The sequence below is a fragment of the Chryseobacterium carnipullorum genome, from assembly GCF_003815695.1.
Lineage (GTDB): Bacteria > Bacteroidota > Bacteroidia > Flavobacteriales > Weeksellaceae > Chryseobacterium > Chryseobacterium carnipullorum.
This window is the reverse complement of sequence record NZ_CP033920.1, coordinates 1,741,111-1,753,883: the sequence shown is the minus strand read 5'-3', so window position 1 is coordinate 1,753,883 and position 12,773 is coordinate 1,741,111. Positions and strand designations below refer to the sequence as shown.

Sequence of the window (12,773 nt, the reverse complement as noted above, 5' to 3'; positions counted from 1 at the left end):
AGAAAAGAACATGTCAGACGAAAGAGTAAGATATAATGATTCTGATTTACAAGAGTTTAAAGCGATCATTAAAGAAAAAATAGAGAAGGCTGAAAAGGATTTGCAACTGATCAGAGAAAGCTTCATCAACGACCAGAATAACGGAACAGACGATACTTCTCCAACATTCAAAGCATTCGAAGAAGGAGCTGAAACTTTAAGTAAGGAACAGAACTCTATTCTGGCAGGACGTCAGGAAAAATTCGTTCGTGATCTTAAAAATGCTTTGATCAGAATTGAGAATAAAACCTACGGTGTTTGCAGAGTAACAGGAAAGCTGATTCCTAAAGAAAGATTATTGGCTGTTCCTCATGCTACGTTAAGCATTGAAGCGAAAAACATGCAAAAATAAACCTTAAAGGTTTGTAAAAATAATATTGGGTTTATATGGTATTCATGAATACTTTATAAACCTAATTTTTAATGTATACCCATGAGCGGAGTATTAATTTTAGGCATCATCGTGGCCGCAGTTTTGATGTTTTTCAACAGAGCATGGATCAAAAACAGATTCTATCCTGATGAACACAGAAACTACACTATCGATGATCAGTTTAATTCTGATAAACGCGAGAGAGAAAAAGAAATCGACAGACTTCTGAGTAAGATGGGCAAAAACGGGATCAGCGACTTGTCTCCAAAAGACAGGAAAAGACTCGATGAACTGTCCAAAATGTAAAATTTTAAATAGATAAGAAAATGGAATCGATCATAGTACATCCTAAAAACCCTATGGAACTGAGTGCACTGAAAAGTGTTTTGAAAGATATGAACATCAAATACGAGAGAGCTCACACCAAAAATACTTTCCATACAGAAAAAGTGACCAAGAAAATTTTCGACAAGAAAAATCCTGAGAAACCTTCTAAACCAAAAGGATTGTAATGAAAAAGATCTTAGCTATAACATTTTTAGTATTGTTAATTGATCAGGCTTCGAAAATTTATATCAAAACCCATTTCAATCTGGATGACAGTGTGACTGTTCTTCCAGGTTTTAAACTGACTTTCGTAGAAAATCCGGGAATGGCTTACGGGCTTCATTTCGGAGGAATCATCGGGAAATATTTTCTGGTAATCCTGAGACTTTTCCTGATTGGAGGAATGGTTTATATGTTCAGGAAATGGCTACAGCAAGGAGCTTCCAATTACCTTTTGATTCCCATGGCTATTATTTTTGCCGGTGCGATCGGAAATATTATTGACGGTATGTTTTATGGGCTGATCTTCGACAGCGGAACGGTGTATGACCAAAGTATCGACCGATGGATCGGATATGGCGGAATATCAAAGTTTGTTCCTGTAGGACAGGGCTACTCTTCCTTTATGAAAGGTTGTGTCGTAGATATGCTTCACTTTCCTATTGTAGACTGGTATGTTCCTGAAAACATCCCTTTAATCGGTGGTAAACACCTGGAATTCTTTAAGTATATTTTCAATGTGGCTGATTCTGCGATTACCGTAGGCGCTGCATTTCTATTAATATTCAGAAAAAAAGCTTTTCCGAACGGACTTGAGTTTTAGAAACAGTATTCCGGATGAAAAAAGTAATCAAAAATATTTTTAAATTTTTCCTGCTGCTTCTTGCGGTGGGAATTATTTTTATAGCCTGGGCCAATTACAGCATCAGAAAAGAAAGCCGTGATTTTGTTTCTTACAGGATTGCTGATGTACCGGAAACCAAGGTGGCTTTGCTGCTTGGAACGGGAAAAACATTAAGCAACGGAATGCCCAACGCTTATTTCTACAACAGAATACAGGCCGCTATAGATCTTTACAAAAGCGGAAAAATAAAGTACATCCTTGTAAGCGGAGACAACAGCAGCAAAGACTATAATGAACCTGAAGACATGCAGCTGACTTTAATGAAATACGGTATTCCGAAAGAAAGAATCGTGATGGATCATGCCGGATTCCGAACCCTGGATTCTGTAGTCAGGGCTAAGGATATCTTCGGACAGACTAAGCTGGTGATTATTTCACAAAAATTTCACAATGAAAGAGCTGTTTTTCTGGCGAGAAAGAATGGAATGGAAGCTTTCGGGTACAATGCCAATGATGTGAATAAATACGCCGGATTAAAAACAAATCTGAGAGAATATCTTGCCAAGACTAAAGTTTACTGGGACTTACTTTTCGGAGTACAACCGAAGTTTGGAGGAGAAAAGATTTTGATCCCTTAATTTTCTTCTTGCCAATAAAGCAGATGTAAGATGATGATCTAAAAAGATTTCCTAGTCTTTTTTTTACGAAAACTTTCCCGGATTTTAATTTTAAGCAAACATCTGTGTATTCTGCGGGAGAATTAATTAAATTTGCAATTCATTAATTTTTATAAATAATTTAAACAAATGTCAAGAATTCTTACCGGCATTCAAGCCACCGGAACCCCCCATCTTGGAAATCTCCTTGGGGCGATCATTCCTGCTATTGAACTTTCCAAGCAGGAAGGAAATGAATCATTTTTATTCATCGCGAATCTTCATTCTCTTACCCAGATTAAAGATGCGCAGGTTTTAAAACAAAATACCTACGAGATCGCTGCGGCTTGGCTTGCTTGTGGGCTGGATACAGAAAAAACATATTTTTACAGACAGAGTGATATCCCTGAGACCTGTGAACTTTCTTGGCATTTATCATGTTTTTTTCCCTATCAGAGACTAACGCTTGCCCACTCATTTAAAGATAAGGCAGACCGGCTTCAGGACGTGAATGCAGGCCTGTTTACCTATCCTATTCTGATGGCGGCTGATATTTTACTGTATAATGCAGAAATCGTTCCGGTAGGAAAAGATCAGCTTCAGCATCTGGAAATCGCCCGTGATGTAGCCTCAAGATTCAACAATCAGATGGGAGAAGTGTTTGTACTGCCACAGTCTGAACTTCAGGAAGACACGAAATATGTTCCAGGAACAGATGGCCGTAAAATGTCTAAATCCATGGGAAATATCATCAACATTTTCCTTCCTGAAAAGGAGCTGAAGAAACAGGTGATGAGTATAGAAACCGACTCTAAAGGTCTGGAAGAACCAAAAGATCCTGAAACAGATAAGGTTTTTGCCATTTACGAACTGATCGCCACTCCTGAGCAGGCGGAGGAATTAAGAGCGAAATATCTGGCCGGAAACTTCGGTTACGGACATGCCAAATTAGAGTTGTTAAATCTGATTTTGACGCGTTTTGCAAAAGAAAGAGAAATGTTCGCGTATTATATGAACAATCTGGACGAACTAGAGGCTAAACTTCAGGAAGGTGCAGCAAAAACAAGAGTGGTTGCTACCGAAACCATCAAAAAAGTAAGAGCAAGCCTGGGAATTTAATTTTTCCTTTCCAACCATATGAAAGTCTTTCAGTTTGAAAGGCTTTTTTTATTTTGAAAGAATAAAGCAATGCATCCCCTCTTCGAACTCATACACAATATCCCATCCCGGATACTGTTTTATGATCGTCCTGATGATAGAAAGTCCGAGACCGGTAGAGCTGTGATCTGCTCCCTGTTTGTAAAAACGGTTGAAAATCTGTGCTTTGTCAAGAGGAATACCACTTCCACTATTCTTGAAGATTAATCTATTGTCTTCTATAATAATGTCAACATTTCCCTCCTGATTATTGTATTTCACTGCATTTTTAAGCAGGTTAGAGAGCAGGATACCCGCGAGATCTGGATTAAAATCTGCCCCAAAGAATCCTTTCTCAGCAATAGTAACATGAATCCTCTTAAACTCAATAAAATCGTCATAGCTTTTGACCAGCTCCGTAATCATTTCATTGAAATCAACCTTTGAGGTTTTATTAAACTGGCTGTTCTCTATTTTTGAAAGCATGAGCAGAGATTTATTCAATCCCGCCATTCTCCTCAGGTCTCCTTTTAATTCTGAAATAAAATTCAGATTTTTTTTGTCAAGATCTTCATTCTGGATCACCAGATCGATCTTGTTGATCATAATCGCCAGCGGGGTTTGAAGTTCATGCGAAGCATTTTCAATAAACTGTTTCTGCTGATGAAAAACAAGCTCATTCCGTTCAATCATTTCCACTATTTCAACATTCAGTTCTTCAAATTCTTTGATCGAATAACTTTGATGTTCTTCCTGAGAAGAAACTCCGAACTGGTATTTCTTAAGCTTATCCAGGATCGTATAAAAAGGACGCATGGCCTTATTCAGCATATACCCATTCACCGCCAAAATACTTATCACAAGCAAAATATACAATACAATTAAAGCCGTTGTGAGGTCGTACACCAACTCATCCTGTTCTACGGTAGACGTCCGTATTTCAAGTCTTTGCCTCTTTCCGAACTGATCTATAAAATCGGTTTCAAGTACACGGTAAGGCTGGTCTTTATCGTCATACTCCATATAAAACATCTTATTATAGAGTCTGTTCTTCTCTTTATAGCCGGATTCTGAAATGGGCTTGATTTTAAATTCATTAAATCCAAAATCTGTACTGTTCAATAATTCCGGATCATGGTAAACTGCTTTAATAATCTGTATCTTCCTGTCTTTAAGCCCGTCATCTACATTGTCATATACTTCGTCCAGAATATAGGCGTAAAAGAGCGCTGCCCAGACTGCAATAATGAGCAGCAGGATCACGATCATGTATTTGATGGTGTAGTATTTTAACGAAACTTTCATTAGATGAATTTATAACCTATTCCGTAAACAGCCTGGAAATCGGCTTCTGCATTGAGGCTTTTTAATTTTTTACGAAGATTCTTAATCTGTGAGTAAATAAAATCAAGACTGTCTGCCTGATCGATATAGTCTCCCCAGATCGCTTCAGCCAAAGTAGTTTTCTGTAATGTTTTTTCCGGATGGATCACAAAATAATACAAAAGATCATATTCCTTACGGTTAAGGATCAGATCTTCCTGCCCGACTTTAACGGTCCTGTTTTCCGGATCAATACTTATGTTTTTGTAGGCAATGGTATTTTCGCCATCCTGCTTCTTTCTTCTGATGACCGATCGGATTCTGGCCATCAGTTCGGCAAGGTGAAATGGTTTTGCCAGATAATCATCTGCGCCGATCTCTAATCCGGCCACTTTATCATCCACAGAATCTTTAGCCGATAAAATGATCACAGGATCTTTTTTATGCATTTTCTTGATCTCTCGTAGTAAATCAATGCCGTTTCCGTCCGGCAGCATAATATCCAGAAGAATGCAGTCGTATTCATATGAAATTATTTTTTCCAGCCCGGCTGTGTAGGTAAGGGCAAATTCCACAATAAAATGCTCTGCTTCCAGAAAAGTCTGAACAGTGTCTTTCAGTTCCGGTTCATCTTCTACAATTAATATCTTCATTCCGCAATATTGGCTTATCAAATATATGAAATTAGGAAGGAAGGTTGGGAGACCAGAAGTTATTTCCGGACGATTGACGCCCTTCACCTCCCATTTCCCTTGCTTTTCTGTTTTCAAAGTACCCTACTTGGATAATGTCTTGTTAAAAAGAAACCATCCATTTTCTTATCTTTTGGGAGGAGTGACTTCCTTCACTGCTGGTAATGATATTCCAGTTAACCATCCTATTAAGATTTAAGGTATTTATGTATACTTTTAAAGTGAATTAGTCATCAATTCTTTTGAAATTTCCTTTCTTATCAAATTCAAGATCCAGTCCGTTTGAAAGTTCGGCTTTATAAGACCATCTTTCTTTTTCTATCTTAATGATATACGTATTTGGGAAATTCTTAGCCGCATAGTTTCTGATCGATACGGGAATAAATCCATAAGGCAGCTTCTGGTGTTTCCCATCCACTTCTTTCCAGTTTCCACTGCTGTCGAATTCTACCTTCACGCCATTAGCCAGATAGACTTTATATTCGTCCACGCCATAAATCTCTCTGTCTTCAAGAGCAGACCCCACAGCAATCCCTTTAAAATGGGTGGCAAGGAAATTTTTTGCAGTTTTTGGTAACTGATTTGCGTTGATTGCTTTATCCTGTGCAAAAATAAATCCGCCTGCCAATAAGAAAATAAAAACAAGCGCTCCGGTGATTTTTCTAAAATTTTTCATACTCTTAAATTTTTCTGTCATTGTTATAAAGCAAAGGTCAGAATCAATTTAGGAAAGAATTAGGAAAAGCGGAATGAGTGAGAAAATAAAGTAATTAAAAGTGAAGAGTGAAAAAATATTTAAACCATTAAGATTATTGAAGGTTGTAAGAGTATTAAGAAGGTTTTCCTCTAAACTTTAATACTTAAAAAAAACGTTTGATCTCCCCTTAATTATCCTAAACTTCTTCAATAATCTTAATGGTTCAAGAAAAATTTTCAGCTTTTTATTGCTCCTGAAAACACAAATTTTATAAATAATTTTTAATCTGTAAAAGATGGGTTATTGCTTTCAAGCCTTCTTCCTGTCTATTTTCTTTATAAACATCGAAAAAAATCACATCGAGTCCGTAGTTTTGGGAACCTACCACATCTGCAATCCAGTCGTCACCAATCATTATACTCTCTTCTTTTTTGGCCTCTGCAAGCCCTAAAGAATAGTCAAAGATCTTTGGATTGGGTTTTCTCACCCCAACAGAATCTGCACTGGTAATGGTCTTAAAATATTTATCGATTCCGGACAGGATGCATTTCCTTTCCGTCACTTCCTGAAATCCGTTGGAAATAACGTGCAGGGTGTAGTGTTTGGATTTAAGATACTCCAAAATATATTCTGCTCCCTCTACCAGTTCATTGTAATTAAGGATCTTATCCAGAAAATGTTCTTCAAAATACTGGGAAAGCACTTCATCATCCACTCCGAAATGCTTGAAGCTATCATAGAAACGGTGCTTCCTCAGATATTCTTTACCGATGATACCGTCTCTGATTTTTTCCCAGAGGCTTTCATTGATGTCATGATAGACGGAATGAAACTCTTCAAAGTCGATATTATAGTGTAAAGTGATTTCCTGCTTTTCAAAAAGGTCTTTGATGGTAAGGTAAGCGTTCTTACGGTGATCCCAGAGCGTATTGTCCAGGTCAAAAAAAATGTGCTGAATTTTCATACAGCACAAAATTAATAATTTTAATTTTTGGAAATCGGGAAATTCTTGCTTTTGGTTGTTACCACTTCAAGACTTTTTGAGTAATTCAATAAAAAATCAATTGTTTGTTTCTTAGGTTTCAAAGTTTTCACTTTTAAGGAATCATTTTTTTTCATAGGCGAAAAGTATGTTTTCCTTTAAACGTGAATTTTTTAAAAATATTATCCTATCGTGTCAATACAATATTATTTTCATCCATGATTTTTCTCAGGTTGATGAGTGCATACCTTACTCTTCCCAATGTAGTATTGATACTCATATTGGTATGATCCGCAATTTCTTTGAAGCTCAGACCGTCAAAAAATCTTAATTTAATGACTTCCTGCTGGTTCTGTGGCAGAAACTGAAGCATCTTTAACAGATCTTCCTGAATCTGCATTGTTACAAGCTGATCTTCAATATTTTCTGATGGTTCTCTGATCAGATCAAAAATAGAATACTCGTCTGTTTCAAAAGTAGTTTCCGAAACTTTAACATTTTTCGCTTTTAGTCTGAAATGATCGATGATAAGGTTGTGTGCAATTCTTTTTGCCCAAAGAATAAATTTACCTTCTTCGTTGTATCGTCCTTCTTTCAGCATCAGGATGATTTTCATGAATGTATCCTGAAAAACATCATTGGCAAGGTCTTCATCATTAATTTTGTAAAAAATGAATGTAAACAGTTCTCTCTGATGACGATGAATAAGGGCTGATAGGGCTTCTTCGTCTCCTTTCTGGTAAAGGGAAATTAGTAGGCTGTCCGTTTTTAATTTCATAACTCTTCTCAATAATAAAAAATTTGCAGACCAGCAATTCTCCAGATATTTTATCTGGCCCTAGCTGTAAATACAAAACAGTTCTTTAGAGTAAAGTAAAATCAATAGGCAGTACAATTATTATATGGTGTAAATATAATAATTTTTTAATAACTGTTAACAAATTATTAAATTTTTACGAGAAAAATTTAAAAAAACTTATTTAAACATATCATGAATAAAGACTGTTGGGATATTTAATGTTAAATTAACATTCAGCCCTTTCATCTCTTTTCCATTCAAACGGGCATCTCCAATCGGAAAAGCATACCCTCCGGCAAGGTCTAAAAGTCCGAAAAGCGTAACTCCAATTTTCGGAGCAATATATTTATTGGTGCCTTCTGCGCCTATTAAAAGATAGTAGGAATGATAAAAATCTACATTTTTCTCAAAATTAAGGAGCACATCTGCCTGCAGTTTAGGCATGATGGCAAATTTAGAACCGGCAGAACCCATTAAAGCAGATCCTCCCAGCCTGTAAATGACATCATCATTCTTCAGGAAAAGCAGCTTCCCTCCCACTTCTCCAAAGCTCTGGTTCTGATAGGTATACCCCACGCTGACCATTTTGTGCATGGTGTACTGTGCCTTCGCCACTATGCTCAGGAAAAATATAAAAAGGACAGTAAGTGCTGATCTAAAATTCATCATCTTTAAATTATTTAAGGTGTAAAATTAAAAAAAACTGCCTTATCGAAAGATAAAGCAGTCTATTTATTATTTCTTAAGCGAAATTAAATTCCGAAAGAAGCTTTAATTTCATCTACTTTGTCCAGTTTTTCCCAGGTAAAGAACTCAAGACCTGTAAGGGTGATCTCATTTTTCTGACCTTTATTGAATGTTTTGTCAGCGGTATAATGTTCTTTTCCCATGTGTCCGTAAGAAGCCGTTTCCAGATAGATTGGATTTCTTAGTTTTAGGTTCTGCTCAATCGCATAAGGTCTTAAATCGAAGATGGTAGATACTTTCTTAGCAATTTCACCATCATTAAGATCTACTTTCGCAGTTCCATAGGTATTGATGTATAAACCACAAGGCTCAGCAACACCGATAGCATAAGAAACCTGCACCAGAACTTCATCCGCCACACCAGCAGCCACTAAGTTCTTTGCAATGTGTCTTGTTGCATAAGCTGCACTTCTGTCTACTTTTGAAGGGTCTTTTCCAGAGAAAGCACCACCACCGTGAGCTCCTTTTCCTCCATAAGTATCTACGATGATCTTTCTTCCTGTAAGACCAGTATCCCCGTGAGGACCTCCGATCACAAATTTACCTGTCGGGTTGATGTGATATTTGATCTGGTCGTTGAACAATGCCTTGATTTCTTCAGTTTGCTGAGCTATAACTCTAGGTACCAGAATACTTTTGATATCTTCACGGATCTTGTTCAGCATTTCTTCTTCAGTTCCGAAATCATCATGCTGTGTAGAAACTACGATAGAATCAATTCTTACCGGCTTGTGATCGTCAGAATATTCAATAGTTACCTGGCTTTTTGCATCCGGACGAAGGTAAGCGATTTCGCTTCCGTCTCTTCTCAATACAGAAAGTTCTTTAAGAATAGTATGGGCAAGATCTAAAGCAAGAGGCATATAATTAGCCGTCTCGTTCGTTGCATACCCGAACATCATCCCCTGGTCACCAGCACCCTGTGCGTTTGCTTTAGCTTCGAAAGATTCGTCGTTTACCGCTCTGTCTACCCCCTGATTAATATCCGGAGACTGCTCATGGATGGCAGAGATAACTCCGCATGAATCACCATTGAACATATATTCTCCTTTGGTATAGCCTATTCCGTTGATAACATCTCTTGCAATAGTCTGCACATCAAGATACGCATCAGACTTTACTTCTCCGGCAAGCACAACCTGTCCGGTAGTAACAAGAGTTTCACACGCTACTTTAGAGTTTTTATCGTATGCTAAAAAATGATCGATTAATGCATCGGAGATTTGATCGGCAATTTTATCCGGATGTCCTTCTGAAACTGATTCAGATGTAAATAGATAAGACATATTATTCTTTGTTTTTTAGATTAAAATAAGTGAAGAAAAATAAGAATAATTGCCCAGAAAAAAGAATACTGTTTTAGCATATTTTTAGAGAGGTTGCAATCAGGTCAAATTTTTCCTCGTTGATAAACGTCTGCAAATTTAAGGACTATTTTTTTAATACTAAAGAATTTTGCTGACTAATTATAATTTTCTTAAAATTAATGATTTATATCACTTAGCGGACTTCTTAGTTCATTGCGGCTTGATGCTCACAAATTCCTTCGGGTTGATATGATAATTCAGCTTAAGCTCTAAGGAACTTTTGATAGAATGTGATAATTCGTCAATAATTTTCTGCTTAAAGGTCGGCTTATAATAGATGATTTTGATCTCTCGGTAAGGGAAAGGTTTTTTAAATCTGAAAACATTCTCCTTCTGTTCATCGGAAAGCTGGCTCAGTGCCAGTTCGGGCAAAATACTGATTCCCCCAACTTTATCTACCATATGCACCAATGTCTGAATATTGGACGCCAGGAAATCCAGATTTTTAGGTTTCAACGTATTCTCTTTCAGATGGCAGATATTTTCAAACTGGTTTCTGAGGCAATTTCCTTCCTCCAGAAGCCATACTTTTTCAACATTCAGTTCTTCAGGAATGATGTAAGAATTCTTTTTATTCGCTTCTGTATTGGAACTGTAGATCATCAGCTCTTCATTAAACAGGAAGTCCTGATAAAATTCATCTGCCGTATCGTAAGGAGTAGAAATAATCCCTGCATCCAACTCACCGGCTTTTAAAGCTTTGATAATATTATCTGTGGTCATTTCCTTCACATTCATCTGGATTTTTGGATTCTCTTCCAAAAACTTAAAGATTTCTGTAGGCAAAATGAACGAGGAAACGGTAGGAATAATTCCCAGATTGATCGTTCCGCCCAAAATATTATTTAAAAGATTGGCTTTATTTTTCAGCTCATTGACAGATTCTATAATTACCTTTGCCTGATCAATGATCTGAAGCCCCACATCTGTGGTACGGATAGGGTGTGTAGTTCTGTCGAAAACCTTCACATCCAGTTCATCCTCAAATTTTTGTATCATCGCGCTTAAGGTGGGCTGCGTGATAAAGCATGCCTGAGCCGCTTTACCAAAATGTTTGTACTTATCTACAGCGATAAGATACTCCAGTTGCTGAATGTTCATCTGATTAATATTATCTATTACAAAGATAAAAGGTTTTTGCTATTAGTAATCAAAAATTCAAGTAAATTTGATATTTAATACGTCTGCGTAAGACGTTTACGAGGGAAATCAATCATACAAATCATAACGATATGGATTCTAAAAAATTAACGCTCAGCAATGGCGCTCCTTATTTTGAACACCAGGACTCACAAACCGTAGGTCCGAGAGGTCCTGTGCTTTTACAGGATTTTATTCTTCAGGAAAATCTAGCCCACTTTGTAAGGGAAAGAATTCCTGAAAGAATTGTACACGCTAAAGGAAGTGGTGCTTATGGGACCTTTACGGTCACTCACGACATCAGTCAGTATACCAAAGCGAAATTATTTTCAAAAGTTGGAAACTCATGCAGAATGTTTGCCCGGTTCTCTACCGTGGGTGGAGAAAAAGGAAGTGCAGACACTGCAAGAGATCCCAGAGGTTTTGCTTTAAAATTCTATACGGAAGACGGAAACTGGGATCTGGTAGGAAATAATACGCCTGTATTTTTCATAAAGGATGCCAAAAAATTCCCGGACTTTATCCACACTCAGAAAAGGGTTCCGAAAACCAATTTAAAAAGCGCGACGATGATGTGGGATTTCTGGAGCCACAATCCTGAATCCCTGCACCAGGTTCTTATCTTGATGTCGGACAGGGGAACTCCGCATGGCTACAGACATATGCATGGATTCGGATCACATACTTTCGCAATGATCAATGATAAAAACGAAAGAGTTTGGGTGAAATTCCATTTTAAAACAAAACAGGGAATTAAAAATTTCACTGATGCGGAAGCTGTAAAGATGGCAGGAGAAAACCCGGATTTTGCACAGGAAGATCTTTGCAACGCTATAGAAAACGGAGATTTTCCAAAATGGACGATGTTTATCCAGGTCATGACGGAAGAACAGGCAAAAGATTTCAGATGGAATCCTTTTGACGTCACCAAAGTATGGTTCCATGATGACTTCCCGATGATTGAGGTTGGCGAAATGGAACTGAATGAAGTTCCGGTTAATTATTTTGCCCATGTAGAGCAATCTACATTCTCACCAAGCAGTCTTGTTAACGGAATAAGCTTTTCTCCGGATAAAATGCTTCAGGGAAGATTGTTCTCTTATCCTGATGCACACCGATACAGAGTTGGAGTGAATGCTCACCAACTGGAAGTGAACCGATGTCCTTTTGCCGTCAATAATTATCAGAGAGATGGCTTTATGGCGGACTCCAGTGAATATCAGGACAAACCTAATTATTTCCCCAACAGCTTTGATGATGTAAAACCTGATCCTTCCTATAAGAATTATGAATATGAGCTGGACAGCGCCCATGTTGCCAGTTATAATAGAAATGAAAATGACGACGATCATTACACCCAGCCAGGATTACTGTATACAAAATCCATGACCTCTGAAGACAGAGAGCATCTGATCAGCAATATTATCGGAAGCATGAAAGGAATTACGGGACCCAAAAGAGAGGAGATTATCAACCGTCAGTTATGTCATTTTTTCAGGGCTAATATTGAGCTTGGCATGAAAGTGGCATCACAGCTGAACATCAATATAGATGTGAATATGATGAATCATTCGAAATAGTATTTTGAAAGATAAATCAAAAAAAAAGGAAAAAAAACCAATATTTTTTCCTTTTTTTTGTAAAAAATTT

15 protein-coding genes are annotated in these 12,773 nt (G+C 37.4%); 7 read left to right on the top strand and 8 right to left on the bottom strand.

What is annotated here, in order from left to right; genetic code table 11:
• Window positions 1–10: 10 nt before the first annotated feature.
• The 6 genes from EG346_RS08085 to trpS all read left to right on the top strand — a co-directional run bounded on the left by EG346_RS08085 (window position 11) and on the right by trpS (window position 3,358).
• Window positions 11–391, top strand: a complete 381-nt coding sequence (locus EG346_RS08085; RefSeq protein WP_034740299.1) for a TraR/DksA family transcriptional regulator — start codon at window positions 11–13, stop codon at window positions 389–391.
• Between the two features lie 81 nt (window positions 392–472).
• On the top strand, window positions 473–718 hold the full coding sequence (locus EG346_RS08080; RefSeq protein ID WP_123877917.1) for a DUF6576 domain-containing protein: 246 nt from the start codon (window positions 473–475) through the stop codon (window positions 716–718).
• A gap of 20 nt (window positions 719–738) precedes the next feature.
• On the top strand, window positions 739–924 hold the full coding sequence (locus EG346_RS08075; protein ID WP_073335767.1) for a DUF2683 family protein: 186 nt from the start codon (window positions 739–741) through the stop codon (window positions 922–924).
• The gene (locus EG346_RS08070) at window positions 924–1,562 is read left to right on the top strand and encodes a lipoprotein signal peptidase (RefSeq protein WP_073335769.1); all 639 of its coding nucleotides are present in this window, start codon (window positions 924–926) and stop codon (window positions 1,560–1,562) included. The genes EG346_RS08075 and EG346_RS08070 overlap by 1 nt, the downstream gene beginning before the upstream one ends.
• A 14-nt stretch (window positions 1,563–1,576) precedes the next feature.
• On the top strand, window positions 1,577–2,221 hold the full coding sequence (locus tag EG346_RS08065) for a SanA/YdcF family protein (RefSeq protein ID WP_123877915.1): 645 nt from the start codon (window positions 1,577–1,579) through the stop codon (window positions 2,219–2,221).
• 168 nt (window positions 2,222–2,389) lie between these two features.
• Window positions 2,390–3,358 carry a tryptophan--tRNA ligase gene (trpS, locus tag EG346_RS08060; protein WP_123877913.1) on the top strand — a complete coding sequence of 323 codons (969 nt, stop codon included), beginning with the start codon at window positions 2,390–2,392 and terminating at the stop codon, window positions 3,356–3,358.
• Window positions 3,359–3,406: 48 nt separating this feature from the next.
• Here trpS and EG346_RS08055 read toward each other — a convergent pair whose 3' ends face one another.
• From EG346_RS08055 to EG346_RS08020, 8 genes are all read right to left on the bottom strand, one after another.
• The gene (locus EG346_RS08055; RefSeq protein WP_123877911.1) at window positions 3,407–4,681 is read right to left on the bottom strand and encodes a sensor histidine kinase; all 1,275 of its coding nucleotides are present in this window, start codon (window positions 4,679–4,681) and stop codon (window positions 3,407–3,409) included.
• Window positions 4,681–5,352 carry a response regulator transcription factor gene (locus EG346_RS08050; protein ID WP_123877909.1) on the bottom strand — a complete coding sequence of 224 codons (672 nt, stop codon included), beginning with the start codon at window positions 5,350–5,352 and terminating at the stop codon, window positions 4,681–4,683. The genes EG346_RS08055 and EG346_RS08050 overlap by 1 nt, the downstream gene beginning before the upstream one ends.
• A gap of 265 nt (window positions 5,353–5,617) precedes the next feature.
• Window positions 5,618–6,067, bottom strand: a complete 450-nt coding sequence (locus EG346_RS08045) for a PepSY-like domain-containing protein (protein WP_073335832.1) — start codon at window positions 6,065–6,067, stop codon at window positions 5,618–5,620.
• 289 nt (window positions 6,068–6,356) lie between these two features.
• On the bottom strand, window positions 6,357–7,052 hold the full coding sequence (locus EG346_RS08040) for a YjjG family noncanonical pyrimidine nucleotidase (protein WP_123877907.1): 696 nt from the start codon (window positions 7,050–7,052) through the stop codon (window positions 6,357–6,359).
• A 205-nt stretch (window positions 7,053–7,257) separates the two neighbouring features.
• On the bottom strand, window positions 7,258–7,848 hold the full coding sequence (locus EG346_RS08035) for an RNA polymerase sigma factor (RefSeq protein WP_073335781.1): 591 nt from the start codon (window positions 7,846–7,848) through the stop codon (window positions 7,258–7,260).
• 198 nt (window positions 7,849–8,046) lie between these two features.
• Window positions 8,047–8,538 carry a hypothetical protein gene (locus EG346_RS08030; protein ID WP_123877905.1) on the bottom strand — a complete coding sequence of 164 codons (492 nt, stop codon included), beginning with the start codon at window positions 8,536–8,538 and terminating at the stop codon, window positions 8,047–8,049.
• 83 nt (window positions 8,539–8,621) lie between these two features.
• Window positions 8,622–9,902, bottom strand: coding sequence for a methionine adenosyltransferase (gene metK / locus EG346_RS08025; RefSeq protein ID WP_073335785.1), 1,281 nt, complete (start codon window positions 9,900–9,902; stop codon window positions 8,622–8,624).
• Window positions 9,903–10,133: 231 nt separating this feature from the next.
• Window positions 10,134–11,084: a LysR substrate-binding domain-containing protein gene (locus EG346_RS08020; RefSeq protein ID WP_073335787.1), complete on the bottom strand. Its 951-nt coding sequence runs from the start codon at window positions 11,082–11,084 to the stop codon at window positions 10,134–10,136.
• Window positions 11,085–11,215: 131 nt separating this feature from the next.
• Between EG346_RS08020 and EG346_RS08015 the strand changes: the two genes are divergently transcribed.
• Window positions 11,216–12,703 carry a catalase gene (locus tag EG346_RS08015; RefSeq protein WP_123877903.1) on the top strand — a complete coding sequence of 496 codons (1,488 nt, stop codon included), beginning with the start codon at window positions 11,216–11,218 and terminating at the stop codon, window positions 12,701–12,703.
• Window positions 12,704–12,773 lie beyond the last annotated feature (70 nt).